General features: G+C 40.5%; 26 protein-coding genes and 2 pseudogenes. 23 read left to right on the top strand and 5 right to left on the bottom strand.

Annotated elements, in window-relative coordinates; genetic code table 11:
• The first annotated feature begins 72 nt into the window (after window positions 1–72).
• Window positions 73–468 carry a hypothetical protein gene (locus tag GON05_RS33455; protein ID WP_157325662.1) on the top strand — a complete coding sequence of 132 codons (396 nt, stop codon included), beginning with the start codon at window positions 73–75 and terminating at the stop codon, window positions 466–468.
• A gap of 152 nt (window positions 469–620) precedes the next feature.
• Here GON05_RS33455 and GON05_RS33450 read toward each other — a convergent pair whose 3' ends face one another.
• Entirely contained in the window at window positions 621–1,145 is a 525-nt protein-coding gene (locus GON05_RS33450; protein WP_157325660.1) for an RrF2 family transcriptional regulator, read from the bottom strand.
• 286 nt (window positions 1,146–1,431) lie between these two features.
• On the opposite strand from GON05_RS33450, the gene GON05_RS33445 reads away from it, so the two are divergent.
• The 16 genes and pseudogenes from GON05_RS33445 to GON05_RS33370 all read left to right on the top strand — a co-directional run bounded on the left by GON05_RS33445 (window position 1,432) and on the right by GON05_RS33370 (window position 14,821).
• Window positions 1,432–2,067: an FMN-dependent NADH-azoreductase gene (locus GON05_RS33445; RefSeq protein WP_157325658.1), complete on the top strand. Its 636-nt coding sequence runs from the start codon at window positions 1,432–1,434 to the stop codon at window positions 2,065–2,067.
• A gap of 252 nt (window positions 2,068–2,319) precedes the next feature.
• Complete coding sequence (locus GON05_RS33440; protein ID WP_157325656.1) at window positions 2,320–3,216, top strand: EamA family transporter; 897 nt, start codon at window positions 2,320–2,322, stop codon at window positions 3,214–3,216.
• Between the two features lie 116 nt (window positions 3,217–3,332).
• Window positions 3,333–3,794: a carboxymuconolactone decarboxylase family protein gene (locus GON05_RS33435; protein WP_157325654.1), complete on the top strand. Its 462-nt coding sequence runs from the start codon at window positions 3,333–3,335 to the stop codon at window positions 3,792–3,794.
• A gap of 72 nt (window positions 3,795–3,866) precedes the next feature.
• Window positions 3,867–4,328, top strand: a complete 462-nt coding sequence (locus GON05_RS33430) for a carboxymuconolactone decarboxylase family protein (protein ID WP_157325652.1) — start codon at window positions 3,867–3,869, stop codon at window positions 4,326–4,328.
• Between the two features lie 64 nt (window positions 4,329–4,392).
• Window positions 4,393–4,851 (top strand): carboxymuconolactone decarboxylase family protein, encoded by a 459-nt coding sequence (locus GON05_RS33425; protein WP_157325650.1) that lies wholly within the window; start codon window positions 4,393–4,395, stop codon window positions 4,849–4,851.
• Between the two features lie 70 nt (window positions 4,852–4,921).
• Entirely contained in the window at window positions 4,922–5,383 is a 462-nt protein-coding gene (locus GON05_RS33420; RefSeq protein ID WP_157325648.1) for a carboxymuconolactone decarboxylase family protein, read from the top strand.
• Window positions 5,322–5,603, top strand: a complete 282-nt coding sequence (locus tag GON05_RS39845; RefSeq protein WP_397369782.1) for an IMP dehydrogenase — start codon at window positions 5,322–5,324, stop codon at window positions 5,601–5,603. Before GON05_RS33420 ends, GON05_RS39845 begins: the two co-directional genes overlap by 62 nt.
• Before the next feature lie 14 nt (window positions 5,604–5,617).
• Window positions 5,618–6,196, top strand: coding sequence for a pyridoxal 5'-phosphate synthase glutaminase subunit PdxT (gene pdxT / locus GON05_RS33410; protein ID WP_157325646.1), 579 nt, complete (start codon window positions 5,618–5,620; stop codon window positions 6,194–6,196).
• 89 nt (window positions 6,197–6,285) lie between these two features.
• A pseudogene (locus GON05_RS33405) lies at window positions 6,286–7,093 on the top strand (aminoacyl--tRNA ligase-related protein); the annotation flags it as partial.
• A 53-nt stretch (window positions 7,094–7,146) separates the two neighbouring features.
• Window positions 7,147–7,839: a YjjG family noncanonical pyrimidine nucleotidase gene (locus GON05_RS33400; protein ID WP_157325644.1), complete on the top strand. Its 693-nt coding sequence runs from the start codon at window positions 7,147–7,149 to the stop codon at window positions 7,837–7,839.
• A 91-nt stretch (window positions 7,840–7,930) separates the two neighbouring features.
• Window positions 7,931–10,246 (top strand): bifunctional diguanylate cyclase/phosphodiesterase, encoded by a 2,316-nt coding sequence (locus tag GON05_RS33395; protein WP_157325642.1) that lies wholly within the window; start codon window positions 7,931–7,933, stop codon window positions 10,244–10,246.
• Window positions 10,247–10,404: 158 nt separating this feature from the next.
• Entirely contained in the window at window positions 10,405–12,420 is a 2,016-nt protein-coding gene (locus GON05_RS33390; RefSeq protein WP_157325640.1) for a methyl-accepting chemotaxis protein, read from the top strand.
• 163 nt (window positions 12,421–12,583) lie between these two features.
• Window positions 12,584–12,790 carry a hypothetical protein gene (locus GON05_RS33385; protein ID WP_157325638.1) on the top strand — a complete coding sequence of 69 codons (207 nt, stop codon included), beginning with the start codon at window positions 12,584–12,586 and terminating at the stop codon, window positions 12,788–12,790.
• Window positions 12,791–12,866: 76 nt separating this feature from the next.
• Window positions 12,867–13,931, top strand: a complete 1,065-nt coding sequence (locus tag GON05_RS33380; RefSeq protein ID WP_309491807.1) for an ABC transporter substrate-binding protein — start codon at window positions 12,867–12,869, stop codon at window positions 13,929–13,931.
• An 80-nt stretch (window positions 13,932–14,011) separates the two neighbouring features.
• Complete coding sequence (locus GON05_RS33375; RefSeq protein ID WP_157325635.1) at window positions 14,012–14,323, top strand: ArsR/SmtB family transcription factor; 312 nt, start codon at window positions 14,012–14,014, stop codon at window positions 14,321–14,323.
• Window positions 14,324–14,644: 321 nt separating this feature from the next.
• A complete protein-coding gene (locus GON05_RS33370) occupies window positions 14,645–14,821 on the top strand; it encodes an aspartyl-phosphate phosphatase Spo0E family protein (RefSeq protein ID WP_157325850.1) in 177 nt (58 codons plus the stop codon).
• A 265-nt stretch (window positions 14,822–15,086) separates the two neighbouring features.
• Here the strand turns inward: GON05_RS33370 and GON05_RS33365 are convergent, their stop codons facing one another.
• Window positions 15,087–15,680, bottom strand: a complete 594-nt coding sequence (locus GON05_RS33365) for a TetR/AcrR family transcriptional regulator (RefSeq protein ID WP_157325634.1) — start codon at window positions 15,678–15,680, stop codon at window positions 15,087–15,089.
• Window positions 15,681–15,893: 213 nt separating this feature from the next.
• Here GON05_RS33365 and GON05_RS33360 point away from each other — a divergent pair, with 213 nt between their 5' ends.
• The 3 genes and pseudogenes from GON05_RS33360 to GON05_RS39540 all read left to right on the top strand — a co-directional run.
• Window positions 15,894–16,616, top strand: a complete 723-nt coding sequence (locus tag GON05_RS33360; RefSeq protein ID WP_157325632.1) for a DsbA family oxidoreductase — start codon at window positions 15,894–15,896, stop codon at window positions 16,614–16,616.
• A 122-nt stretch (window positions 16,617–16,738) separates the two neighbouring features.
• Window positions 16,739–17,860, top strand: coding sequence for an NADH-dependent flavin oxidoreductase (locus GON05_RS33355; protein ID WP_157325629.1), 1,122 nt, complete (start codon window positions 16,739–16,741; stop codon window positions 17,858–17,860).
• Between the two features lie 356 nt (window positions 17,861–18,216).
• Window positions 18,217–18,436, top strand: a pseudogene (locus GON05_RS39540) (IS110 family transposase); the annotation flags it as partial.
• Between the two features lie 201 nt (window positions 18,437–18,637).
• Here the strand turns inward: GON05_RS39540 and GON05_RS33350 are convergent.
• A complete protein-coding gene (locus tag GON05_RS33350) occupies window positions 18,638–19,651 on the bottom strand; it encodes an aldo/keto reductase (protein WP_157325627.1) in 1,014 nt (337 codons plus the stop codon).
• A gap of 197 nt (window positions 19,652–19,848) precedes the next feature.
• Between GON05_RS33350 and GON05_RS33345 the strand changes: the two genes are divergently transcribed.
• Window positions 19,849–20,763 carry an AraC family transcriptional regulator gene (locus GON05_RS33345; RefSeq protein ID WP_157325625.1) on the top strand — a complete coding sequence of 305 codons (915 nt, stop codon included), beginning with the start codon at window positions 19,849–19,851 and terminating at the stop codon, window positions 20,761–20,763.
• A 387-nt stretch (window positions 20,764–21,150) separates the two neighbouring features.
• Here the strand turns inward: GON05_RS33345 and GON05_RS40000 are convergent, their stop codons facing one another.
• Window positions 21,151–22,062 carry an SRPBCC family protein gene (locus tag GON05_RS40000; protein ID WP_157325623.1) on the bottom strand — a complete coding sequence of 304 codons (912 nt, stop codon included), beginning with the start codon at window positions 22,060–22,062 and terminating at the stop codon, window positions 21,151–21,153.
• A gap of 13 nt (window positions 22,063–22,075) precedes the next feature.
• Window positions 22,076–22,582 (bottom strand): MerR family transcriptional regulator, encoded by a 507-nt coding sequence (locus tag GON05_RS33335; protein WP_157325621.1) that lies wholly within the window; start codon window positions 22,580–22,582, stop codon window positions 22,076–22,078.
• 1,063 nt (window positions 22,583–23,645) lie between these two features.
• Here GON05_RS33335 and lpdA point away from each other — a divergent pair.
• Window positions 23,646–25,055, top strand: coding sequence for a dihydrolipoyl dehydrogenase (gene lpdA, locus GON05_RS33330; RefSeq protein WP_157325619.1), 1,410 nt, complete (start codon window positions 23,646–23,648; stop codon window positions 25,053–25,055).
• 153 nt (window positions 25,056–25,208) lie between these two features.
• Entirely contained in the window at window positions 25,209–25,844 is a 636-nt protein-coding gene (locus tag GON05_RS33325; RefSeq protein ID WP_157325617.1) for an FMN-dependent NADH-azoreductase, read from the top strand.
• Window positions 25,845–26,560 lie beyond the last annotated feature (716 nt).

Below are 26,560 nucleotides of genomic sequence, written 5' to 3'. Positions count from 1 at the left end.
GGAAACACAGGCCAAAGATTTGTAATCATACAATGCGATGGATAGGGAAATATTAACTGGAGGAAAATTCTTATGCTTTTTTACAGTTCTGAACATGGACAAGTTTTATGGAATGAAGAGATTCATGCATCATTAATAGAATGGAACGGTTTTTCGTACGGTGAGAAGTTTCAAACAATTCTTCTCAAAGGAATTGAGCTGTTAGAACAAAAGAAAAGCGAAAAAATGTTAATGGATGTACGTAGCGGATCCGCAATCAATCAAGAAGATCAAAAGTGGATAGCTCATCAGTTTGTGGAACGGGCATATAGAGCTGGGCTTAGGCATATTGCCATTGTTTTACCTAAGCGCGCAATTGCCAAAATGAGTTTGGATAGAACCATAGTAGGTTTAGGGGAACTTCCGTATGAACTTTTGAATTTCAGTGAAATTAATGAAGCTGTTAAATGGTTATCTGATCTACGTTGAAATTTCTTTCCAAGAAAATTAGGGGGATGATTTGTATATGAATATTGTAATCGAGTAGTGGGTGTCAGAAGGAGTTAGAAGCAGGGAATTGGACATATTACAAAGGGAGATGCTACGGCATCTCCCTTTTGCAATAGAGGCGTTGTTTAGTATTAGACAATAAATTTTTCATCAGGAATTTGGTTGACATTAGCAAAATATTCATGGGTCTTTTTGCGAGACTGAGGGGTTAGTACGCGTTTGAGTTCCTCATTCAGCCAGCTAAGTGTTTTACTGCGCAGCGAATTGCGCATACTAACTTCAGCCTCGAGCATTGCTTGATTAATCACGCAGGGGGTGGCCCGAGTGCACGCGGCAACGTCTTCATCGAGACACAGAAAACTATTGTCTTTGATGTTTTTACATTGAAAAATGGGGGTCGCCCCTTCCACAGCTTCAACTACATCCCAAAAAGAAATATCTTCAGGAAGCTTGGCTAATCGATAGCCTCCTTTTACACCAGAAACAGAACTGACAATTCCAGACTTTGCTAATTTACTGAAAATTTTCGAAAGATAGCTCTCCGAAATACCTTGGAAAGTAGCAAGGTCTTTAATGCCAATACTGGAGTTCGGAGGAATATCAATTAAATATACCAAGCAATGCAGTCCATATTCAACACCAATACTATACTGCATGCAAACACCTGCTCTCTAAATATAAAAGTTGTAGTTATTAATATAAATCATCTTAGGTGGATTTAAGTCTCTTGTCAAATAGGGTTATTAGGTATTGGGAAGTAAAAGGTTATTAATTAATTTAAACAAAATACCTCGAAAATTAATGGTTGACAGCCATGTAGTAAAAAGATATATTAAGGACAAGGTTAATCGCCGATTAATTCAGTCGACGATATAATCTATTAAGTAAAATTAATATTTATGGAGGAAATTACACTATGCTAACCGGAAGGAGAGATAAGTCATGTCAACCGTTTTATACGTAACCGCACACCCACTAGAGATGAGTGCTTCCCATAGCTTGTCTGTCGGGCACGAGTTCATCCAATCATACAGGGAAGTAAACCCTAACGATGAAATTATTCATTTAGATCTTTTTAAAATGGATATCCCTAAATTGGACGCTGATGTATTAGATGGTTGGAAACAATTAAAGAACGGTGTATCTTTTGAAAATTTGAATAGGAGTACTAAGTTTAAAGTATCCCGCTTGAATGAAATTGTAGATCAATTTCTGGCGGCAACTAAAATCGTTGTCGTCAATCCAGTATGGAATTTTCTATTCCCATCCGTATTGAAAGACTATATTGACGCAATATGTGTAGCAGGAAAAACCGTTAAGTATACTTCTACAGGTATTATTGGATTGGCATCTGATAAAAAGTTACTTCATATTCAGGCTTCTGGCAGTGTGCTATCTGAGGGACCATGGGAAAGTTTCGAATTTAGCCATCGCTATGTGACTGCGATATCCAAGTTTATTGGCATCCCTTCGATTGAAGTTATATACATTGAGGGCACGGGGGCTTCACCAGATCAAGCACCTACGATCAGAGAAAATGCCATAAAAAAAGCGCACGAATTAGCCCGAACTTTCTAAAATTTGTAAATCTAATTTCATAAATTTATTGAAATCAGGTGTGACTATGATCCAAACGAATTCATCATATCGCCACCATGGAGACTTGGATTGGTTAAACAGTAATTTAGGTTTCACCTCTTCAAATGACAATAAGTCTAAAATGATGAGCTACGGATCGAAGTGGCGTTTGAATGATGACTTTGTATTCAGTCATATCAGTCATATTAACTCCATTAGTCTACTGGGTAATTTAGAACACAAAGAGGCATCATGAAATACATTTTCTTTGTTTTAGCTGGAGCTTGCAGTTATGGTTTATTATCTACCTTTGTAAAAAAAGCTTATGAGTCTGGTTTTAATGTTGGGGATGTCGTTGGCAGTCAAAGTCTTTTCGGTGTAATTATGCTGTGGATATTGGTATTTTTGACTACGAAGTCGGCCAAAGAAACTTCATCATCGAAAGAAATGAAAGTAACACGTCGCCAAGTACTTACACTTATGATTGTAGGAACTACGACAGGTTTAACGGGAATTTTTTATTATACCGCTCTGCAGTATATTTCAGCCTCATTTGCAATCATATTATTGTTTCAATTTACGTGGATAGGTATTTTATTGGAAGCACTGGTTGAACGCAAACGTCCTGGTAAAGACAAGATTCTATCACTAATCATTCTATTTGCTGGGATTACTATGGCAAGCGGCTATCTAGGTAGGGACCATGAAGCAGTATCCTGGATAGGTGTTTCACTTGGCCTCTTGTCTGCAGTTACTTATACGCTATTCATTTGGTTTAGCGGGAAAACAGCCAAGAATATTGCTCCAATTACACGAAGTGCAATTATGTTATCTGGTTCGTTTGTTCTCATCATGTTTCTGTTTCCACCACATTTTCTTATAAATGGATCTTTACACGAAATGCTTTTACCTTGGGCTCTGCTGCTTGCACTATTCGGGATCGTCATTCCACCTTTATTTTACGCCATTGGCGTACCTCGTGTTGGCGGTGGTCTAGCTACAATTTTGAGTGCAGCTGAGCTACCTGCGGCCGTTATTATGTCGTATTTCGTATTGAATGAATCAGTCAACTGGCTGCAATGGTTCGGTGTAGGAATTACGATGTTCGGAATTGCCTTGCCCGAAATTATGAAGCGAAGGATTAGTTAAGTGAAAAAAAATCGCAGTAATGTAACTTTGCAATTATCGCTTTAAGTCCACAATAAATGAGCGATATTAATAACATAAATGAGGTTATTTAATTCAAATAAAAGGAGAAATGACAAATGGAAATCAGATTGGACTATATGAAAGTGCGCCCTGAATCATTGCAAACACTATTAAAATTGGAAGGGTATGTGCAGAAGAGTGGTCTTGAGCACAAACTGTGGGAGCTGATTAAAATTCGTGCCTCACAAATCAATGGATGCGCCTTCTGCATTGACATGCATACGAAAGATGCAGTTGCGGCGGGGGAGACGGAACAGCGATTGTACCTACTCAATGCATGGCGAGAAGCTCCATTCTATACAGAATCAGAGAGAGCTGCACTCGCATTAACGGAAGCTGTGACTAGAATTTCGGATGCTGGCGTACCGAAGGAATTGTATGAACAAGTACGTAAACATTTCGATGAAAAACAATTTGTTGATTTAATTATGGCTATTAATGGTATTAATTGTTGGAATCGAATGGCAATTTCAACTGGTATGATACCTGGTGAATATCAACCGGCTGCAAAAAAATAAGAGATTCTACAACAGTGAAAATCATAATTTATGAATGATGTTATCTAAACCAAATAAAAGGAGAAATGACAAATGGAAATTAGATTGGATTATATGAAAGTGCGCCCGGATTCATTACAAACACTATTAAAGTTGGAAGGCTATGTGCAGAAAAGTGGTCTTGATCAAAAATTAGTGGAATTGATTAAAATCCGCACCTCGCAGATTAATGGTTGTGCCTTCTGCATTGATATGCATACAAAAGATGCACGAGCAATGGGAGAAACGGAACAACGATTGTACTTGCTCAATGCATGGCGGGAAGCTCCGTTCTATACAAAATCGGAACGTGCTGCACTCGCATTAACAGAGGCTGTGACCAAAATCTCGGATGCAGGTGTGCCAGAGGATATCTATGAAGTGACACGCAGATATTTCGACGAAGAACAATTTGTTGATCTAATCATGGCAATTAATGCAATAAACTGTTGGAATCGAATGGCGATTTCAACAGGTATGGTACCAGGAGATTATCAGCCGGCTGCAAAAAAATAAGAGATTTTACAACTGTGAAAATATGATTGATCCTATCCAAACCAAATAAAAGGAGAAATGACAAATGGAAATCAGATTGGACTATATGAAAGTGCGCCCTGAATCATTGCAAACACTATTAAAATTGGAAGGTTATGTACAGAAGAGCGGTCTTGAGCACAAACTGTGGGAACTGATTAAAATTCGTGCCTCACAAATCAATGGATGTGCCTTCTGCATTGACATGCATACGAAAGATGCAGTTGCGGCGGGGGAGACGGAACAGCGATTGTACCTACTCAATGCATGGCGAGAAGCTCCATTCTATACAGAATCAGAGAGAGCTGCACTCGCATTAACGGAAGCGGTGACCAGAATTTCGGATGCTGGCGTGCCGAAGGAATTGTATGAACAAGTACGTAAACATTTCGATGAAAAACAATTTGTTGATTTAATAATGGCAATTAATGGTATTAATTGTTGGAATCGAATGGCAATTTCAACTGGTATGATACCTGGTGAATATCAACCAGCACAGAAATAAGGGATTTCAACACTGAAACTAAAAATATATGTAAGATGCTATTCAAACTAAATAAAAGGAGAAATGACAAATGGAAATTAGATTGGACTATATGAAAGTGAGCCCCGACTCCTTACAAACCTTATTAAAGTTGGAAGGGTATGTGCAGAAAAGTGGTCTTGATCAAAAATTAGTGGAATTGATAAAAATCCGCACCTCGCAGATTAATGGTTGTGCCTTCTGCATTGATATGCATACAAAAGATGCACGAGCAATGGGAGAAACGGAACAACGATTGTACTTGCTCAATGCATGGCGGGAAGCTCCGTTCTATACAAAATCGGAACGTGCTGCACTTGCATTAACAGAGGCTGTGACCAAAATCTCGGATGCAGGTGTGCCAGAGGATATCTATGAAGTGACACGCAGATATTTCGACGAAGAACAATTTGTTGATCTAATCATGGCAATTAATGCAATAAACTGTTGGAATCGAATGGCGATTTCAACAGGTATGGTACCAGGAGATTATCAGCCGGCTGCACATAAATAATAGTCTGTTAGTAACGTTTGATGATGTGCTATTGGTGCCAAGGAAGTCTGAAGTGTTCGGTAAGGAGATCGTCGTTTCAACGGTTCTTGCTCCTCATGTGAAATTGAATATCCCGTTCATCAGCCTCAGTTTTAAATTGATTGCAGAAATCTCCAAAAACATAGGCAGCCATATGAAGGGAAACGAAATCTCCAAGCTGCAAGTTTCCGAGCATATGTAGGAGCGTGGCTGGTAATGACAAAAATTGGGGTTCTCGCGCTTCAGGGCGCGGTAGCAGAGCATATTCGTGGCATCAAGAAAGCGGGCGCCGAGGGCGTTGTAGTTAAACGTCCAGAGCAGTTAGCTGAGCTTGATGGCATTATTCTACCAGGCGGAGAAAGTACGACAATTGGTAAGCTGATGCGTACGTTTGGTTTCATCGAAGCGCTGAGACAGTTTTTTGCGGCAGGGAAACCGATTTTCGGCACCTGCGCAGGGTTGATTGTTATCGCGAAAGAGATCACCGGACAGCCCGAAGCCCACCTTGAGCTGATGGATATTACGGTGACTCGCAACGCGTTCGGGCGTCAGCGCGAAAGCTTTGAGACGGATCTGCCGATTAAAGGCATCGACGAGAATGTTCGCGCTGTTTTCATCCGTGCGCCACTGATTGAAAAAGTGGGCCCGGGTGTGGAAGTTCTGGCTACGTATGACGGCCAGATCGTTGCGGCGCAGCAAGGGCATCTCCTTGCGTCATCATTCCACCCAGAGCTGACAGACGATTTCCGTCTGCACAGCTATTTCATAGATATGGTAAAACAAAGTCAAGCATAATTGATGGTACAAGCACCTTGATATCACCGGATACTTCGGTAAGGGTGCTTGCTTCCATATATAACCATTTTTCGCTAACGGGAATTTCCTTGTTTGATGTAAAGTTACTTCGAAACGATTTGGCAGCCGTGCAAGCAGCGATGCAAAATCGTGGCAAGCAGATTGAAGGGCTGAACGGTTTACAGCCTTAGATTTAATTCGCAGAAAGCTTCTCCAAGAAACAGGAGAGTTCAAAAATCGCCGCAACACCGTTTTCCATGAGGTGGCTGGTCGTAAAAGGCTGATGAGTTGATCCAGGAAATTCGGAGACCGTATTAAAGAGCTGGATGATGAGATTCGCGTATTCGACGAGTCCTTTCAACAAAGTTCTCCTCTCTATACCGTATATGCCCCATACTAGCGTGCCTGTAGGCCGCTCAGAAGAAGAGAATGTGGAGATGTGCCGTGTAGGGGATACTCCATAATTCGATTTTGAAGTGAAGCCGCACTGGGAAGTGGCGCAGGAGCTGGGCATTCTGGATATCGAAGCGGCGGCGAAGGTAACGGGCTTGCCGTTTCGTTTTCTATAGAGGGCTTTGCGCAAGATTATAACGCGCATTGATCAACTTCATGATGGACCTGAACAGCGATGAGCATGGTTGTGAAGAGATGCTGCTGACATATATCGTTAATCTCGATAGTTTAACAGGTATAGGTCAACTTCCGAAGTTTGAGGAAGATGTCTTCAAAGTTGAGTATTCGGAATATTTCCTAATTCCGACGGCAAAGGTCCTGGTTACGAATTATCATCGGGAAGATATTTTGACAACCGAGCAGCTGCCTGTTAATTTCGTTGCGTTCAGCACATGCTTCCGCTCGGAGGCCGGTTCGTCTGGAAGAGAGACACTCGGCTTGATTTATATTTGCTTCTGTCTCTCTCATTCTATTGATAAATATGCAAGGGAGAAAATATGAGTTATAAAATACTTTTATTTGATTTAGATGATACTTTGTTAGATTTCGGTGCGAATGAAAAGGATTCGTTAAACAAACTATTTCAGCATTTTGGATATACACTTACGGATGAATTGTTTCAAGCTTATAACTCTGTCAATAAACATTTATGGACTGAATATGAAAGTGGAAATATTGTGCTAGATAAAGTGCTAAATTCAAGATTTTCAGAAACAATGTTAAGACTGGGGATAGTTGTGGATGGCCACGCATGGGAAAATATATACAGAGAATTTTTAGGTAACGGATGTCAGCTTATGGAGGGAGCTTTAGAAATCTGCCAAAGCTTATCTGTATCCCATAGACTGTTTATTATTACTAATGGCATAACCCAAATTCAGATTAAGCGATTGAAACAGTCAGGCTTGTATGAATATTTTGAAGATATTTTTGATTCTCAGAGTATAGGATTCCAAAAGCCATCGAAGAGTTTTTTCAATTACGTTTTGAGTCGTATTAAAGATTTTAACTTAACGGATACGCTAATTATCGGTGATTCGTTAAATGCTGATATAAAAGGCGGCCAACTCTCAGGAATTGATACATGCTGGATTAATAGAAAATCAGAAAAAGAGGATGGGGACATCCAAAGTACATATATGGTTACAAACTTAGCAGATATATATGATATTTGCCTCCCATTAAAATGAGCTTATCATGATAAATTAATAAAATCACAATTGACACGTAGATGTAATAGAGAAGATTCGGTGTGCCAATCTATGATGGAAGGAGATCACCATGGAACGAGACATAAAAAATCACTTGAAATCGAACCAATTCGTTCCGGAGCTTCCCTATCAAATATCCTCTTTTGGGGATTGGAACTCGAACGTTAAAGATCAAACAACACCACTAAACAAAGATATGATGGACTTTATTCAATCCGGCAAATTACTACTTGATACTATCAGTCGTCTAGATATCGTTCTCTGGGTTAGGGACTATACAACAAGACGCTTATTATATATATCAGAAGGTAGCAAGGAAGTTTTTGGGATTTCTCAAGAAGACGCTTTTAAATATTCAAGTTTCATTCACGTTGTTCACCCTGAGGATGAACATATACTTGAAGAAAAAATTTTCGTAGGACATCATGAATTACTCGAATATCGGATTATTCATCCGTGTACAAAAGAAATTAGGTGGATACAATCACAAGTTAGGTTGGAAAAAGATGATAGTGGTCAAATAAAGGTACTTCACGGTATTTCAATTGATGTGACCGACCGCAAACACTCTGAAGAGGTCGTTAGAGCCCAGAACGAAGTCTTAAATCAGATCGCACTGGGAAGACCTTTATTGAAGATACTACGATGTATTGAAGAACAGACGACCGCAAAGTTGCCGGGAAGAATAGCTTCCATCCTGCTTGTAGATCCACAGAGGAATGTGTTTCTCGAAGGTGCTTCTCATATGATACTGCAGAATTACCATAAAACGATTCTTGAGAAACCACTTGAAACATTACATGATCCAATCTCTAAAGCTGTAACTCTGAAAATGCCTATAATCATTCCTGATATCAACGATGATTGGGAGCAAAGTGTGTTTAAACAAATGGCTATAAAATGTGATTTAAATTCGTGTTATGTTTATCCAATTATATCGAACGAGCATAGGGTAGTAGCAGTATTTACACTTTATTCGCAAATCTATGCAGCACCAAAAAAATATGAACTCGAGTTGATTGAAGCCTTAACTCATCTTATTTCTCTTGCCATTGAACGTAATGATTTCGAAGAAAAAATTTATCGCTTCGCCTACTTCGACACGTTGACAGGATTATACAACCGAAGTTATTTTAATGAGCATGTGATTCAAACCTTGAAAGAAGCAGAACAATCAAAACAGAAATTTGCGTTGCTGTACATCGATGTTGATAAATTCAAATGGATCAACGATTCACTGGGGCACAACATGGCAGATCAGCTTCTTGTCCAGATTGCAGAACGAATGAAACTAATTGTTACAGGAGAAGAACAAGGGTTATTTCGTATTGGTGGCGATGAATTTATGTTATTGGCTAGGGATGTTGCAACGGTATCAGATGCAATAGACATAGCTGAAAAATTGATAAATTATTTTAAAGAATCTTTCTTTCTTATGGATCATGAACTCCGAATCGGTTTAAGCATCGGTATCAGTGTTTATCCTGATCATGGTCTGACAGCGAATGAGCTAATTAGTCACACTGATACTGCTATGTATCAGGCAAAATCAAGAGGGAGAAATAACGCCAAGGTTTATCATACTTCCTATGACGCCACTTTTTATGAAAATTTTTTGCTGCATACCCAGCTTCATAAAGCTCTAGTTGATAATCAGTTTATTCTTCATTACCAACCAAGAATAGAATTAGAAAACGGATTGGTTCAGAGCGCGGAAGCGCTCATTCGTTGGAATCATCCAGAGAGGGGATTAATTATGCCTGGTGATTTTATTCCTCTTTCTGAAGAGTCCGGATTCATCTTAACGCTTGGAGAATGGGTCTTGAAGGAAGCATGTAGACAAAATAAAGAATGGCAAGATCGCGGTTATCCAAAGATGCGCATCGCTGTGAATGTTTCTGCACAGCAGTTTCAGCAGCAATCATTCATTTCGAAGATAAAAGAGGTTCTATCGGATACAGGATTGGCACCTGAGTACCTGGAAATTGAGATTACGGAAAGTGCATTAATGAATCATGAAGAAAAAAACATCAAAATACTTCATCAATTGAATCAAATGGGTGTGTATGTTTCCGTCGATGACTTCGGCACGGGCTATTCCTCTCTCAATTATTTGAAGAGATTCGAAGTTAAAGCACTGAAAATTGACCGGTCATTTATTCACGATCTGAATGACATTCAGGATGTGGCCATAACAAGGATGATTATCTCTTTGGCTCAAAGTTTGAGGCTTGAAGTTATTGGAGAAGGCGTTGAAAATTTGGATCAGCATACATTTTTACTTAATAACGGCTGCCATTACGCTCAAGGGTTTCTCTATAATAAACCTTTAACGACTTTTGAGATGGAAAATCAAATAAATACCGAAAGATTTCGTGCTTTATAGTGACGTAAGACATCACATAGCTAATTTCAAATCTTAAACTCCCAATTATTATTGCTCATCGCAAAATAAAGATAGCATATGTCCTTCAATCCAATTGAAAAGGATCGGCCAAGGCAGTTGCTTTTCAATATATATTATAACCTTAGGAGGGTTTTTTGATGATTATGTCCCAACTCAAGGTACACTCATTAATATCCAAACTTCGCTTAGTGAAAAGTAAACTCATAATAGCCTTCGTGTTGATACTACTAGTACCAAGTTTCTCCATTGGTTGGTTTTCTTATTCGATAGCAAAAAGCAAAGTGGATGAACAAATGGAGCGATCAGCTACTGAAAATGTAAGAATGCTGAATCAAACAATTACTCTAATGTTAACGGGTCAGATGAAAAGTATAGATTTCCTCTCTCGACAAATTGACAACGAGTCAATAGGTACAAAACAGGTGGATAAAGAATTAGAAACTAAAAAAATATTGGATCGATACTTAGTAGTTCATCCTGAATTTGAAGACATTATTATTTCGACAGAAACAGAGGGAGGTGTGTCCCTAATTGGTAGCGAAAAGCTTCCCAATCATTTAAATTCAAAAGAAAGTGCATGGTATAAACAAGCAACAGAAAACAAAGATAAAGTTATTATAACGGAACCGTTTATATCTCAAGGTACCAATAACACGGTTGTTGGAATGGCAAAGGTTATGAATGAAGGTCATGGCATTATTATGGCAGTACTTAGTCTTAAACCATTTGAAGAAATAGTGAATGGAGTAAAAATAGGTAGTAAAGGCTATATATTCTTATCTGATGAAAAAGAACGATATTTATTTCATCCAACACAAAAATCAGGTGCTGTGTTAATAGGTAATACTACACAAATCATATATGGTTCTGATTTTGGAAAATTTGCTTATATTAATCCAAATGACGGAAAGTCTAAAGAAATGTATTTTACAACGAATCCCTTAACCGGATGGAAGTTACAAGGAACTTGGTATACTGAAGAATTAGCTCAAACAGCAGCCCCGATTTTTAACAGAACAATACTGATAATTGCCATCGCTCTAATTGCAGGAAGCCTAATTGTATTCCTCATTGTTCGTTCTATTGTATCCCCGCTGCGTACTTTAAAAGATACTGCCTTGAGGATCGGCTGGGGGGATTTAAGTAAACGTGTAAATATTAAATCGAAGGATGAATTCGGTGAAGTTGCTGCAATATTTAACCATATGGCCGATACACTCAAGTCTGTTCTTGTAGAAGTTCGTGAATCCTCCAACCAATTAACTACTTCTGCAGAACAATTGTCGGCAAATGCCGTTCACACCTCTCAGGTTACTGAAGATATTGCTATTGCAGCTGAACGTATGTCAAACGGAGCAAATTTGCAAGCCCAAACCGTAGAGGAAAGCGCACAAACAATTAATCAAGTTTCTGTTAAAATACAACAAATCGCTTCAAGCGCGCTAACCGTTGCCGAGACGACCACAAAAGCAGTAGAAAAATCAACGGAAGGTGGACAAGCAATTCAGTCTGCCGTAAAACAGATGGATTTCATTAGTGGTTCTGTAAATGGATTGGTACTTGTCATTGATCATCTAGCTAATACTTCGCAAGAGATAGGGCAAATCACAAGAGCCATTACAGAAATTGCTCAGCAAACTAATCTGCTTTCTTTGAATGCAGCAATTGAGGCTGCTCGTGCAGGTGAACACGGTCTTGGATTTGCTGTTGTTGCTAGTGAAGTGAAGAAACTTGCTGAACAATCTTCGATCTCTACGGAAAAAATCACAACTTTGATCCATGCTATTCAAGAGGAGATCGAGAAGTCTCAACAATCCTTGTTGTCGGTAACTCAAGAAGTAAATGTGGGTATGGAGGTTATGCATAGTGCAGGTAACTTATTTTCTGAAATTGAAAGTTTTATTGATGGGGCAAATAGCCAGGTCCAAGAAGTGTCTGCAGCTGCACAACAGATCTCTACTGGAGCTTTTAAAGTCGTCCAAGGCATTGAAGGTATAGCTAGAGTCGCACAAACCACAGCAGCCGGAACAGAGAATGTATCTGCGGCCGTTGAAGAACAATTGGCTTTCATGCAAGAAATCTCTTCATCTTCTTCTACTCTTGCGAACATGGCAGGTGACTTGGAAGGATTAGTGGACAGATTTAAATTGTAAGTTGGTTCGAAGGATTCTGAATTGAGTTCCTAGATAACAAAGGTATTTAATAGTAATCACGTTCCGGTGAAATCAAAAATCTAGAAATTATAAAAAATAGAGCTGTATGATAAATACGAAAGAGTGCTCTATACATTTAATAGATGGAGAGGGAAGTGCGAATATGAGCATAATTCAATACGATAATGAGTTAGAGAATGCTATCTTTTTCTGCGATTATATAACAGTTATGAATGACGGAGTAATGACAGGTGGGGGTAATATTAAAGCATATGATGAAAAAAAAGTTCAGATCGGTGATGAATGGTATTCACGTGAAAAATCAACTTTTATTGTTTCTCTGCCTCCTCAAGCCTATATTAACTTCTAAATGAAGATCCATATTAAAAACATAATTATTGTGCGGAAAAGTTTTGATCTCTTTTTTGTGATATAGATGTAAAAGTGTGATATATAGAATTATCAAATTGGAGACTTGGAGGGAGTCGAACTTGAACGGGTTTCAACTAAAATTATTATCACTATTGCTCCTCGGAGTAGTAATATTCATCTGGTTGCTAAGCGGATGCGTTTCTCATGAAAATAAATCTCCAGACCCACCGAGAGAATCCGATAAAAGAACTTCACTCACGACAACTTCAGGATCCCGTTTGGTTAAGCATCTAAAAGGAGTATCTATAATTCCAGTCAACCCGAAGCGTATAGCTGTATTGGACTACAGGATAGCTGACTCTCTGCTCGCTCTGGGGATCAAACCAGTGGCGACTGGAAGTTTTATAGGATCGACAGATATTCCCTATATGGACGGTCATCCGTTAAAAGAGTCAATTAATCTCGGAGATGCGCCTAACCTAGAAGCAATCTTGGCTACCGAACCGGACTTAATCATTGGGACTGATGCGCAGACGATCGCTTATGAAAGCTTGTCTCAAATCGCTCCAACTGTCATTGTACCAGTGGCTCCTAAAGATTGGCAGGTTGCTTTACAAGAAATGGGACAGATGTTGGACCGAGAGCGGCAAGCAATAGACTGGATCACACGATATTCGGAGAAGGCAGATGAAGCGAAAAAACAAATAAATGGGCGAGTGCCATCGAATGAAACGGTCATGTTCTTGCGTGTACTTAAGAAGGAGTTCAGGCTTTATGGAGAGCGACAGTTGACCGGAACGCTTCTGTATCAAGACCTTGGGCTAAAGGCTCCTCTACAAGTATCTTCCATCGAAGGAGTTAACAAAGTAATTTCCATGGAGATGCTTCCAGAAATCAACCCTGATTATATTTTGTTAGATGTTGGTGCCATTGCGCAAGCAGACGACAAACAAGGCGAGGCGTTGTACAATGACTTGCTGCAAAGTTCATTGTGGAAAAGCTTGAAAGCTGTTCAGAATAATCATGTGTATCGCGTTCCTGAGTGGTTTTTCCGTACGGACTTTCCTATCTCCCGAGGCAAATCACTGACGTTCGTCATCGACGCGCTTATTAACGGAAAAGGAACTCTGCAAAAGTAAGTTAGTAGACTTTTAAGCGTATGCCCCATTCTAATAATGTCATTTGACATCTAAGTATTTTAAAACTAGGAGGAGTGGTAATGTCGGACATGACCGAATCACAATTTGCTAAAATATCTAGAGCACTCGCTGAACCTAGGCGTTTTCAAATTCTGAAAGAAATTAGAGTGGCTGTTCAGCCACTGCCGTGCAGTGTTTTGCTCGAAGCCCATAAAGTAAGTGCATCTACAATTTCCCACCATCTTAAGGAGCTTGAAATCGCAGGTTTAATAGAGAATATTCGTGAAGGTAAAAATGTAAGCCTTATTTTCAAACCAGAGGTACTCCAGGTTTATCTAGATAAAATTTCCAAGGATCTTATTAAAAGTCTTTTTCCATTTAAAGAAAGTTAAGTAACAATCTTGGGTTCTTCATTTTGGCCATTTATGAGAGATAGGGATGTGGTTGATGCTATTGAAGCGGTAGTTTCACCCGAAGTTGGAATTTTCTACACCTCATCGGCTTTGGTGGAGTGCCGGAGGGTGTATTGGCAGCCGCAGCGTTGAAATATTGAGGAAGCATACCTACCCAATCAAGAATTGTAAACGCATTCTATAGTGATGCGTGCTAATTGAAAAAATCGTTATATAAAACCATTTTCACTTGCCTAGTGAACCCTTTTGAGTAAATTTGCTTACTCTTTCCCCCTTAATATTTCTTTGGGAGGAGTTATATTGCTAAATTATCAGAATGTTATATCAGATATAGAATTAGCCATCGAACGGAAACGTTATGAATTGAATAATGCAGCTGAAACTTACGGAGTACTATCTGATTACATATTAGGACTTTCAAAAGAGCTTGACGAGCTCCTTAACAAACTTGATAGGGAAAAACAGTCGGTTAAATAAAGGCTTTAAAGGAGATTTACAAATATATAGTGTTGAAGTATTAACCATGCTATTCTCTGAGCAGGGAGGTCAGCAACTTATTTGAGTAAAGGGAGATGCTACAGCATCTCCCTTCTTTGTTATCCCGAAACAAACCGAAAAATAGTGAAAATTACGTGTCAGAGTTTATCGTTAAGGTCAAACCGGCTATATGCTTGAGGATTTAGTTTAGTTGATGATCGTTTGTATTGTGAAGTGATTGTCGCATTGATGGTGATGGAATCGCTCATATCGATCTTGGTCCATTGATATTTGAATTTTTCGGCACATAATAGCCTTCTAACATGTCCCACAATTGCTCGGCAACATCCTGCGGAGATAGGGGCATGTTGTTTTTGATCCACCATTCCACGACGCCTACGTAAGCAGATAATATAAATTGAATGGCAACCTCATTGTTTCTTTCCTCATAATTCCCGCTTACTTTCAATCGTTCCATAATTCCATTTTTGACAAGCTCAATTAATTGCTTTTGAAAACACGGAACTCCTTTATTGGTAAGAACTGTGAAATAAAAGGAAAAATGTGCTTCGAAATAAAGAAACATCGACAGAAGAGAGTGATCAAAATCTAATTTCTCCTCTGGAAGTTTCGATAAAATGCAAAAATTCAACATGTTTTCTAAATGATCTCTTATCGCTTTATCAAGTAAATCAAATTTATCCGCATAATGAAGATAGACGGTGCCCCTATGTATATTAGCTCTATTCGAGATATCGTTAATTGTAATCGTATCGAAGTCTTTCTCGGACATTAATTCAATTAAAGCTTGATAAATGGCATCCCTAGTCTTAACGGTTCTTCTGTCTACTTTAGTCATGATTTTTCACACTTCCCCCCAGCTTAAATTCTGATCAAATTTGAACGATGTGTCAATTAGTTGACACAAATCACTTTTTTGAACATTGAGATACAATGAGGACTCTTTATAATTTAAATCAATACATGTGAGTTAATCAACAGATGTCAGTAAATCATGTTGAAAACTAACCATGTATAGCAATAAAAAAAACGGAAGAGAGGCGGAGTGATCATGAAAATTGAAGTTTGGTCGGATGTCATGTGCCCGATGTGCTATATCGGGAAAACGAATTTAGATAAGGCTTTACAAGAATTCGGACAGAAGGAACAAGTAGAGATCGTCTATAGACCGTTTCAGCTATTTCCCGATGCTCCCAGCCATACAGGCAAAAACTATTATGATTGGACAGCTATGATTCATGGAGGCGGAATGTCTTCCGAATATGTAAGAGAGAGTAACAAATCGGTGGTTGAGATGGGTAAAAATATTGGCCTCACTTATAATCTTGACACTTTGATTCCAGCCAATACGACAGATGCACTACGCGTGGCAATTTATGCACAGGAACAGGGGAAAGCAGCCGAATGGATGGCTACCATTTATAAAGCTTACTTTACCGATGCTCTGGATATCAGCGATCATGAGACACTTGCTAAGCTAGCTGGAGAGAGCGGTCTTGAAACCAGTGTTGTTCTTGGTATGTTGTCCAGTGATCGATACAAAGATACGGTCAAGAAAGAACGTCAAACAGGATCTAGAATGGGGATTTCTGGGACACCATTCTATATCTTTAATGATAAGTATGCTGTATCCGGGGTAAGAAGCAGCCATGCATTCCTCGAAATAATTGAACAAGTGTGGAGAGAGGAACACCCTCTGCAGATGATTGACAACGGAATAAACGGCAGTTCCGAAGGTGGTATTTGCGGGGTAGATGGTTCGTGCAAAATATAATGGATCGTAATTTTAAGAACGATTAAAAAAGAATATTATTGACACGCACAGCAGTTAATTTCGAAATCATTTCTTTTTCTCAGAGTAATTAACAATGTATAAGATAAAGGAGAGCATCCAAAATGAAGACTAACTATAAACCAATCTTTGAAACTTTAAAACTTCGTTCAGGTGTACAACTCAGAAATCGGGTGCTCATGGCACCGATGACCAATTCTTCCTCTCATGAGGATGGCACCGTGTCAGAGCAAGAGCTGGCTTATTATCGAGAGCGGGCAGGAGGAGTTGGTGCAGTTATTACAGCTTGCGCTCATGTCACGCCAGAAGGACAGGCTTATGTAAATGAACTCGGTGCGGATAATGATAGCTGCATTCCAGGTCTGACTAAATTGTCACGCACAATTCAGGACCAAGGCTCGAAAGCAATTTTGCAAATATTCCATGCCGGAAGAATGACCTCGCCAGATTTAAATGGCGGCCAGCAGCCGATTAGTGCCAGCGGAATTGCCGCAGTACGTCCGGGTTCAGTTTCGCCGAGGGAAATGACGGAAGATGAAATCAATACCATCATTCATGCCTTCGGCGAAGCAACTCGTAGAGCCATTGTAGCGGGATTTGACGGCGTTGAGATACATGGCGCGAATACGTACTTGATTCAGCAATTCTTCTCCACTCACTCTAATCGCCGTACCGATGGGTGGGGAGGAACGCTTGAAAAAAGAATGGCTTTTCCACTTGCCATTATTGATAGTGTCCAGAATGCGGTAGCTACACATGCCAAAGAACCGTTTATCGTAGGTTACCGGATCTCGCCTGAAGAAATGGAAAATCCGGGCATCACTATGGAAGACACGCTTCACTTGGTGGACGTTTTGGCTGAACGGAAGCTCGATTACATTCATGTGTCAGTAAGAGGTTTTTGGGATGGATCAATTCGGGATAAAGAGGATACTCGGTCACGCGTCTTGTTAATTCAGGATAGGGCAGCTAATCGAGTCCCCGTAATAGGAGTGGGAGGACTATATTCGCCGGAAGATGTTACTAAGGCTCTAGAAACCGGTGTATCTTTAGTGGCCTTAGCGCATGCAATCATAATGGAACCTAAGTGGGTTGAAAAGGTCCTAACTAATCGGGATGCCGAAATCAGATCTACCTTACCGAAATCGGCTCAAAAAGAACTGGTTATACCTGATCCCATGTGGGATTTACTTCTGAGTGTTCCTGGTTGGTTTCCGGTTGTGTAAATACGCTAGCGCCACATCAGAGCCAACAATGTTACTTGGCGAGTTTCAGCACCTAATTATTATTCTGTCAAAGTCAGTCCCTATGCATGCATGGGGATTGACATTATTATGTCATGTTCCTCGAATATATCGTAAACAGTTCAATTGATTAATCGCGACAGGAGAAGTTTATAAGTTAGAAACAACTTAACTAACGATGTATTTTTTACAATGAAGACATGAAAAAAGTATTTATTCCAACAACAATTTTCACATCACGATCGATGCTTCAGATACTGCCTTCGCGGCAGTACATACAACAGGTGATATCAGTCAAATTGCAAATGCAGAACTCTCAACAAGAATAGATTCCATGCAAAGAGTCGGTGGAGCTTATGGACAATTCCCCAACAAAGAATGACATTAAGGACGCAAAAGTTATCGCACGACTGGAGATACGCTGTACTGAGCCTTCTTCAAGATGTTTATGCCGAACTGAGGAAAGCCATGAAAATTCGCGAGCACCTGACAACTGACCTTCGTGTTTTGCAATTACGTTTCCATAATTGGCTAGATCGGTATTTTCCAGAGTTCATCGCCCGAACTGTCTTATTGAAGACGACATTAACCTAGTGAAGCTGGTTGTCAAAATCCATTATGAGCTTTATTTCATGCCTGGGATAAACAAATAAAAAAACAACAGCCGGAATAAGGCTGCTGTTTTATTGTACAGAGAGCTCTTTTTAATCTTTAAGTCAATAATAAACTCACAATTGCCGTGTTGCTCTAAAGTTATTATTATCTGCGGCGTAAACGCTTATCATCTATGGCTGGATTTATCAAGAAGGTATTGTCTGCTTCGTTAAGATCGGTGCCAGGAGGAACGATTTTGTCGATGCGATCAAGGGTATCCTCGTTCAGTACAACGTCCGCACCAGCCAAAAGATTTTTAAGTTGTTCTGGCGTCCGCGGGCCAATAATGACGGACGTTATAGCCGGATGTGACAAGACAAACGCAGTTGCCATGTGCGCTAGAGGTATTTCCACTTCTGTGGCAAGTTGAGTGAGCTGCTGAACAGCAGCCAATTTCAACTGATTTCCCGGTACCGAGAGGTCGAATGCACGCTTTTGAAGCGATGCACGATTACCTGTAGTTGGGTCCATCTGTCCTGACAACCAGCCGCTGCTCAGAGGCCCGTAGGACAGAACACCCATTCGATAGCGTTGCGTTGAGGGGAGCACAGCCGATTCGTTCGTTCTATTGAGTATTGAGTACCTAGGCTGCTCCGTAAGGAAGCGGTGATGATTGTGCTTATCCGCGACCCATTGTGCCTCGACGATCTGTTCCGCCGGAAATGTGGAAGAACCAATTGCACGAACCTTGCCTGAGCGAATTAGATCTGAGAGTGCTGAGAGAGTCTCACCGATGTCCGTATTCGGATCGGGACGATGCATCTGGTAGAGATCGATATAGTCGGTACCAAGCCGCCGTAAACTATCTTCGACTGCGCGGATGATCCAACGTCTAGCCCCCCCGCTCTGGTTGGCATCATGCGCCATCGGTAAGCCAAATTTAGTTGCCAGCAACACCTTATCACGCTTTCCCTTAAGTGCCTTCCCAACAATCTCCTCGGACTCACCCTTTGAATACACATCTGCTGTGTCAATAAAGTTGATACCAGCATCCATGGCAGTGTGGATCATGCGAATAGATTCTTCATGGTCGCTGTTACCCATTGTTCCGAACATCATCGTCCCAAGAGCGAATTCGCTAACCGACATGCCTGTTGCCCCGAGAATTCTGTATTTCATATATTAGCCCCCTTTTTGACCAGTTGGAATTTCTGTGATTGAAGATTCCATCTGCCTTCAACTTCAACTTAATTATGAGCCAGTTGAGGTACAGGACGGTAGCTAAATGACCGCAAATCATTGCCTAATCCTCTCAAATAGGTTTATGCCACTTCAAAAAGGGGGTATAATGGCAAAAAGAATAAGGAGGGAATATCATGCCGATTTCGTCCGCTCAGCAAGATTCCTTGGTTCCATATCAGACAGAATTGGCGCAGCTAATCGAAAATAATACAGACGGGGATGGGGTTCACCCTACATTGATTCCGTCTCTTTCTATGATACGTGACTCAGCTACGACATTGCCTTCCTTTTCCATCCATGAGCCGAGCATTTGTATCGTTGCCCAAGGAACCAAAGTAGTCATATTAGGGGATGAGTGCTACAAGTACGGTCCATCCACTTATTTAGTCGTGTCCTTAGTTTCACCTGTTTCCGCACAAGTAATTCAGGCGACGCTGGATGCTCCTTATTTATGCATCCAACTCAAATTTGATCCAAAAGATGTCCTTGGCTTGATGAACGTTTCGGATCAGCCGCTCCCTGCTAAGGGAGATTCACAGCGAGCCTTGTTTGTAGACAAAACGAGATCTCCCCTCTTGGATGCCGTTATCCGGTTGGTCCGGTTATTAGACAATCCAGAGGATGTATCAGTACTGTCCCCGCTGATTATACGAGAAATTTTATATCGGGTCTTAAAAGGGGGACAGGGAAATGCGCTTAAACAAATCGCCATGAGTGGCAGTAACTCAAACCGAATTGCTAACGTTGTGCAACAGATTAAGCAAAATTACACCAAACCTTTGCGTATTGAAGAGCTCGCCTTGATCGCAAATATGGCTCCTTCCTCTCTGCATAGGCATTTCAAAAAGGTCACCACCATGAGCCCACTCCAATATCAGAAGCAATTACAACTGCAGGAAGCACGCCGCATTTTATTGTCAGAAACTGCGGACGCCGCAGACGTCGCCTATCAGGTCGGCTATGAAAGCCCCACCCAATTCAGTCGTGAGTACACTCGTCTATTTGGCCTTCCACCAATCAGCGATATCAAACGTCTGCGTGGAGAATAAGATTTTTATGATAGCAAGTGATAGAAGATTTTGTCTTATTTGTAATCCAACTTTTGTGCTTTAAAACACCGTTTAAAACTTAAATTTGTAACTTACTTTTATTAGGAAAGCCAGCAAACCTTTGGGTTTACTGGCTTCTTGCACTTCAAAGTTTATTTGTCATGTAACATATTGTTATGTGTTTTATGGAGTAAATTATTATTACCCTCTACATAAAGAAACTACCCTAATTAAATTGTTATTATTATTTGATGTCAGAAGAAAATAAAGTATTAAACCGTGACAATAAAGTATTAGACTAATACCAACCACGACCCAAAATCGGCCTAAGAACACTCAAAGTTCTTAGGCCGATGCTGTTTAAGAGCCATGCTTCCAAGCAATAACTTATACGCGCTGTCCATCTAGCACAGCCTGAAGACGGTCCAGATTCTGCTCGTTGGAGTCTGGGCAATATGATTTTACTTGCTCGAATATTTGCTCGTCTTTGAACTGTTGACGGAATACAACACGCGTCCGACCAGCGTTATCGGTAAATATCACCGTCAACCGGAACTCAGGAGCTCCTTGATGTTCCAGTACGATACGCTTCTCCGACTCGATCTCGATGAACTTGTTCTCGTTCGGATAATCCTTGCCGTCCGGTCCGTGAAAGGTAAAGCGCCAGAAGCCGCCTACTCGGAAGTCGAATTCTCGGAAGGTGCTCGTAAAGCCGTTAGGCCCCCACCACTGCGCCAGAAGCTCCGGTTCCGCCCAAGCCCGGTAAACCTCTTCCCTTGGGGAGTCGTACAACCGCGTATGGAAAAACTCCAATTCACCTGGAGCCAGATCGGCATCGTCCTCCGCCACAACGGATTCTCCACTCTGAGCAAGCGAATTGCCCAGCAGCTCTAGCAGCTCCCTCGACCCGTGTTCCCGATTCTCCACTGCATCGAGCCCATCGAAGAAGGTACCTTGCTCCGTGAAGGTCAGCTTCGTGCCGCCATCCGCGTCTGCAAGCTCAATCGTAGTAATGGAAACCGAGAATCGCACGCCGTTAAAGTCCATCACGTACGTATAAACAATCCGCTCGAGCGGAACGATCTCCTGGTAAGTCGCGTCGAACGTGAACAATCCGCCGTCCGGCGCTTCGCCGCTGCTGAATTCCCGTCCGCCTACCCGGAATTCGAACACTTCCGGCTTCGTGAACCAGCGTGCTTTGGCTTCGGCGTCAGCCATTGCTTCGTACACCTGCTCCCTGGATGCCGGATACGATTTTTCAATTACGAATGTTCCATGGTTTACAAATTTTTCTCTCATGATCTTAAACCTCCTAGTTTTCTTCTTTTTTATTGTTTGTTTTCTCATCCCCGCCCGCTAAGAACATCCCCAGCAGGCCAAAACGTTGCTCCCAACTTTGTTGACGATTCAGGATCGGCTTCTCGTAGTCGTTCTTCATCGCTTGTAGCAACGTGGTGAAATCGTCTACCGTTACCTGCTTCTTTCCTTTCATCAGCTTAGACACGTGCCTCAGTTGATCCAATAGCTTCTGCTGCCGCCGAATTTGCTCTTGTACTCGCTCGATTTGCAGGCCTACGACCTCGAGCGGGTCAATTCCGCGGCCTGTCAGCGCCACCTTCACTTCGTCGAGCGTCAGGCCCAACTCCTTCAGCGATACAATTTGATAGAGTCGCGACAAATCATCGTCGTCGTAGAGCCGGTGTCCCGATTCCGTGGCAGCCGACGGCGAGAGCAGCCCAATTTGGTCGTAGAAGCGCAACGTGCGCACCGTTAGCCCCGTTAGCTTGGCCAGATCCCCGACCTTCCAATATCGTTTCATTGATCATCTCCAATCTATGTCGCTAGCTCGATTGCCGGTATCCTCATTATAAAACCTTACGTCACGTAAGGTGCAAGCTATTTGTTCAATCTTTTTTTCAAACTAAAAAGAACCTTACAAAAGTAACTAACATTCAAAAGTTCCGCAAACGATAACGATGTTTCAATGACAGCGGCAGTCTATGACTTTATTTTCCCGTTCCTAGCTACTGTCGTTTGCATTATAGGGGTCAGTCTAAAACTTATTTTTCAAAAGCTGACGATTTTTCAACTCAATAACCGCGCTTAATCAACAACTCCAGTCTAATACTTTATTTTCTTCAAAGATTTGAAACTGTTAAGGAATGTATAAACCTAGTGTCATTAAATCATAAGTTATATATGACTCAGAGTGTGTTTAAAAGCCTTGTCAAATAGAGGCCTATAGAAGAACTTATTTAATTTTCTAAGTTGACTAACTTATTTATCGAAAGAAGATGCTCATCTCGGTTATTGGAATGAGCATTTTCTTGTTCTTAATCTATTGACATCATTTTGTAATCGATTGTTTTAGTTTTTGCAAAAGTGGTGAGTTCACAAGGCTAGTGGGACATTACTTTGTTTCTGAGAAGAGTATTTCAGCTCCATGTAAATAAATGTATTTTTAAGTTAAATGGCTTACGATTCATGGTTGACAGCCATAAAGTAAAGAGTTATATTATAGACAAATCTAATCGTCGATATACATTGTCGACTTTAGGTAATTGAATTCATGAAATTCATTAGTGTCCTTAGAGTAGAGCGTTTATCGTAAGAAAGAAACGGTGAATCGCTGAATTTAATAACCGTATAAAGGAAAGAACAATCCACGCGAGAAGGGGCATCGAAGAAATGAAGGAAACAATTGTAACGAGAAAAGCTCTATTATCGGCGCCTAAGAGTGATTCTTGGCGTGCTACTGAACTTCTCACTTAATCCTTAATGGACGGTGAGGCGAATTATTGAAGGAGGCACGACCAGAGTTTCATGAATGAGATTAAGCGGCTACTTGCCGATCGTGAATTATATATGTTGGAGGTGCAGGTATGGTAGTTGGAGACGCATCATTGGAAATTGATCTATTGGTGATCGGAGCAGGACCAGGCGGGTATGTGGCTGCAATAAGGGCTGCACAGCTTGGACAAAATGTTTTAATTGTTGAAAAAAACGAGTTTGGTGGGGTGTGTTTAAATCAAGGATGTATTCCATCTAAAACTCTCATTTCAGCAGCACATCAGTACGAAACAATGAATCGTAGTGCTAATATTGGCATTTCAGCATCTGATGTGACAATTGATTTTGTCAAAATTCAAGAGTGGAAGTCATCCGTCGTGAAGAAATTAACAAGCGGCGTAGGAGGGTTGCTTAAAGGAAATAAAATTCTAACTTTTCAAGGTGAAGCTATGTTTATTAATGAACAGGAAGCGCGTCTATTTAATGAGAATGAATCGTTGCGCTATCGCTTTAAACATTGCATCGTTGCGACTGGCTCTCGTCCGATCGAGCTTGAAGCTTTTCCGTTTGGTGGACGAATCCTTTCTTCTACTGAAGCTCTTTCTCTTGAAGCTATTCCACAAAGTCTTATTGTGGTTGGAGGGGGGTACATCGGTATCGAATTAGGTCAGATGTATGCAAAATTCGGTACGAAAGTAACGATCCTAGCAAGAACACCCGCCATCCTACCCGGATTTGAGAAAGATGTTACTAAGCTGGTTCAACGTAAATTAGAAAAGGAAAAAGTCGAGGTTTATACGGAGACCCAAGCACAATCTGTTGAGACAACAGATCACAATGTAACCGTTACGTATGAAGTGAAAGGTGAAAAAAAGAAGGTAACTGCCGATTATGTACTTGTTACCGTAGGGAGGCGTCCCAACACCGATGGAGATTTAGGGTTGGATTTAATTGGAGTCAAATTATCTGAACGCGGTTTAATTGAAATTGATGGACAATGCCGCACAAATATTCCTTCCATTTTTGCAATCGGTGATGTTGTTGCTGGTCCAGCATTAGCGCATAAAGCAAGCTATGAAGCAAAGGTCGCTGCTGAAGCAATTGCTGGTCAAAGTAGTCAAATTGATTATAAAGTAATACCTGCTATTGTCTATTCGGACCCGGAAATTGCCAGTGTTGGTTTGAGTGAAGTAGAAGCTAAAGAAAAAGGCTATATAGTGAAAATAGGAAAATTCCCATACTCGGCCAATGGCAGGGCGCTTTCACTTCAGAGCACGGAGGGGTTCGTGAAGCTTGTAGCTGATGAGAAAACAGGTCTAGTGCTTGGTGCGCAAATCGTTGGAGAGGAGGCTTCCAATCTTGTGGCTGAGCTCGGTTTAGCCATCGAGATGGGGGCAACCTTAGAAGACATTGCTTTAACCATACATGCTCATCCTACATTAGGCGAAATGGTGGGAGAAGTAGCTGAGACAGCATTGGGCCATGGAATTCATCAGATGTAGGGAGTTCAGTTATAAAGTCTAACGAACGGATAAACTTTGATGCCAGTACTCAAAAACGTGCTTACTGCTATTTGAACCATTAATTCCAGAAGTATATGTGTCATTCTTAATTATAATCAATATCATGTAATTTACCTAAAGGAGAGATCAATCATGTCAACCGTTTTATACGTAACCGCACACCCACTAGACAAGAGAACATCCTATAGTTTATCCGTAGGCAATGAGTTTATCCAAACCTACCGCGAATTAAACCCTAATGATGAAGTTATACATCTAGATCTATATAAAATGAATATCCCACAACTAGATGCTGAAGTGTTAAGTGGATGGAGCCAATTGAGAAACGGCAGTTCTTTTGAACAATTAAGTTCGGGTTCTCAAACAAAAGTGGCACGCTTGAGTGAACTAATTGATCAATTTCTAACTGCTGATAAAATCGTCGTCGTCAATCCGGTTTGGAATTTCTTATTCCCACCTGTATTGAAAGCTTATATTGACGCTATTTGTGTAGCTGGAAAAACATTTAGTTATACGCCAAATGGTATTATTGGTTTAGCATCTGACAAAAAACTGCTTCATATTCAGGCCTCTGGCAGCGTGCTTTCTCAGGGACCAGCAGCAAGCTTCGAATTCAGTCACCGATACTTAACAGCTATATGCAAATTCATAGGAATACCTTCAATAGAAGTTATTTATATTGAGGGTACGGGAGCTGAACCAGATAAAGCACCAACTATTAAAGAAAAAGCCATTCAACGAGCCCTTGAACTAGCCAGAAGTTTCTAAAGCAAATGGGCAAACTTTAAAATGAAGTAAAAATAAACTGGAATCGGTGGGAGACTATGATTCAAATATTTTCAGAATTAACCCGGCACCATTTAGATTTATATAGTGCTTCGATTCCAATTAATATTCAGAATTGTAGCTAAACTAAAACTTTTAATAACAAAAAACACAGCGCGTTTTAATCCCAGCTAGATGTTTAACTAAATTATTGTAATCTCTACACTGTGCAGAAGTGAGCTATAAAAAAAATCAAAGGTGAAAATTGAACAAGAAAAAATCGATATTTTATTTTATCTTAGCATTATTTTTATTCGGCGGAGCCATCTGTCTATTCAAGAGTATCTTCAGGACTTTATTCTTTCTAATATTTATAGGTTTTCTATTAACAATCAAGATCTCAGATGAAAAAAGAAGTTTCGGGAAACAAATGTTTAGTGCGTGTTTAGGTCTTTTTTTGGGGATGGCTCCCTGTTTTGGTCATTTTGCTTATTAAAATATTCTTAATCTACTTGTACTCCTCGTTAATCTAATGGCGAACGATAGAACAACGACACCAGGCTGCCTATATAAATGGCAGTCTTTAACGTAAACATTGATTATGGTTGGAATTCCATAAAATATTGGAATTTATTGGAGAAACTCATCCGAAATTGGTTATTATCTAAATTAGGGGGAATACCAATGAAGAAGTCATTGGTCATTGTTTTTTTTTTTTT

This window comes from Paenibacillus anseongensis (assembly GCF_009757995.1).
Taxonomy (GTDB): domain Bacteria; phylum Bacillota; class Bacilli; order Paenibacillales; family NBRC-103111; genus Paenibacillus_E; species Paenibacillus_E chondroitinus.
The sequence above is the reverse complement of the archived record's forward strand: the minus strand, read 5'-3'. Positions and strand labels throughout refer to the sequence as shown.

What these genes read in the sequence shown, in the direction of transcription:
- GON05_RS33455 (WP_157325662.1), top strand. Translation starts at nt 73, where the DNA reads ATGCTTTTTTACAGTTCTGAACATGGACAAGTTTTATGGAATGAAGAG.
- GON05_RS33450 (WP_157325660.1), bottom strand. Translation starts at nt 1,145, where the DNA reads ATGCAGTATAGTATTGGTGTTGAATATGGACTGCATTGCTTGGTATAT.
- GON05_RS33445 (WP_157325658.1), top strand. Translation starts at nt 1,432, where the DNA reads ATGTCAACCGTTTTATACGTAACCGCACACCCACTAGAGATGAGTGCT.
- GON05_RS33440 (WP_157325656.1), top strand. Translation starts at nt 2,320, where the DNA reads ATGAAATACATTTTCTTTGTTTTAGCTGGAGCTTGCAGTTATGGTTTA.
- GON05_RS33435 (WP_157325654.1), top strand. Translation starts at nt 3,333, where the DNA reads ATGGAAATCAGATTGGACTATATGAAAGTGCGCCCTGAATCATTGCAA.
- GON05_RS33430 (WP_157325652.1), top strand. Translation starts at nt 3,867, where the DNA reads ATGGAAATTAGATTGGATTATATGAAAGTGCGCCCGGATTCATTACAA.
- GON05_RS33425 (WP_157325650.1), top strand. Translation starts at nt 4,393, where the DNA reads ATGGAAATCAGATTGGACTATATGAAAGTGCGCCCTGAATCATTGCAA.
- GON05_RS33420 (WP_157325648.1), top strand. Translation starts at nt 4,922, where the DNA reads ATGGAAATTAGATTGGACTATATGAAAGTGAGCCCCGACTCCTTACAA.
- pdxT (WP_157325646.1), top strand. Translation starts at nt 5,618, where the DNA reads ATGACAAAAATTGGGGTTCTCGCGCTTCAGGGCGCGGTAGCAGAGCAT.
- GON05_RS33400 (WP_157325644.1), top strand. Translation starts at nt 7,147, where the DNA reads ATGAGTTATAAAATACTTTTATTTGATTTAGATGATACTTTGTTAGAT.
- GON05_RS33395 (WP_157325642.1), top strand. Translation starts at nt 7,931, where the DNA reads ATGGAACGAGACATAAAAAATCACTTGAAATCGAACCAATTCGTTCCG.
- GON05_RS33390 (WP_157325640.1), top strand. Translation starts at nt 10,405, where the DNA reads ATGATTATGTCCCAACTCAAGGTACACTCATTAATATCCAAACTTCGC.
- GON05_RS33385 (WP_157325638.1), top strand. Translation starts at nt 12,584, where the DNA reads ATGAGCATAATTCAATACGATAATGAGTTAGAGAATGCTATCTTTTTC.
- GON05_RS33375 (WP_157325635.1), top strand. Translation starts at nt 14,012, where the DNA reads ATGTCGGACATGACCGAATCACAATTTGCTAAAATATCTAGAGCACTC.
- GON05_RS33365 (WP_157325634.1), bottom strand. Translation starts at nt 15,680, where the DNA reads ATGACTAAAGTAGACAGAAGAACCGTTAAGACTAGGGATGCCATTTAT.
- GON05_RS33360 (WP_157325632.1), top strand. Translation starts at nt 15,894, where the DNA reads ATGAAAATTGAAGTTTGGTCGGATGTCATGTGCCCGATGTGCTATATC.
- GON05_RS33355 (WP_157325629.1), top strand. Translation starts at nt 16,739, where the DNA reads ATGAAGACTAACTATAAACCAATCTTTGAAACTTTAAAACTTCGTTCA.
- GON05_RS33350 (WP_157325627.1), bottom strand. Translation starts at nt 19,651, where the DNA reads ATGAAATACAGAATTCTCGGGGCAACAGGCATGTCGGTTAGCGAATTC.
- GON05_RS33345 (WP_157325625.1), top strand. Translation starts at nt 19,849, where the DNA reads ATGCCGATTTCGTCCGCTCAGCAAGATTCCTTGGTTCCATATCAGACA.
- GON05_RS40000 (WP_157325623.1), bottom strand. Translation starts at nt 22,062, where the DNA reads ATGAGAGAAAAATTTGTAAACCATGGAACATTCGTAATTGAAAAATCG.
- GON05_RS33335 (WP_157325621.1), bottom strand. Translation starts at nt 22,582, where the DNA reads ATGAAACGATATTGGAAGGTCGGGGATCTGGCCAAGCTAACGGGGCTA.
- lpdA (WP_157325619.1), top strand. Translation starts at nt 23,646, where the DNA reads ATGGTAGTTGGAGACGCATCATTGGAAATTGATCTATTGGTGATCGGA.
- GON05_RS33325 (WP_157325617.1), top strand. Translation starts at nt 25,209, where the DNA reads ATGTCAACCGTTTTATACGTAACCGCACACCCACTAGACAAGAGAACA.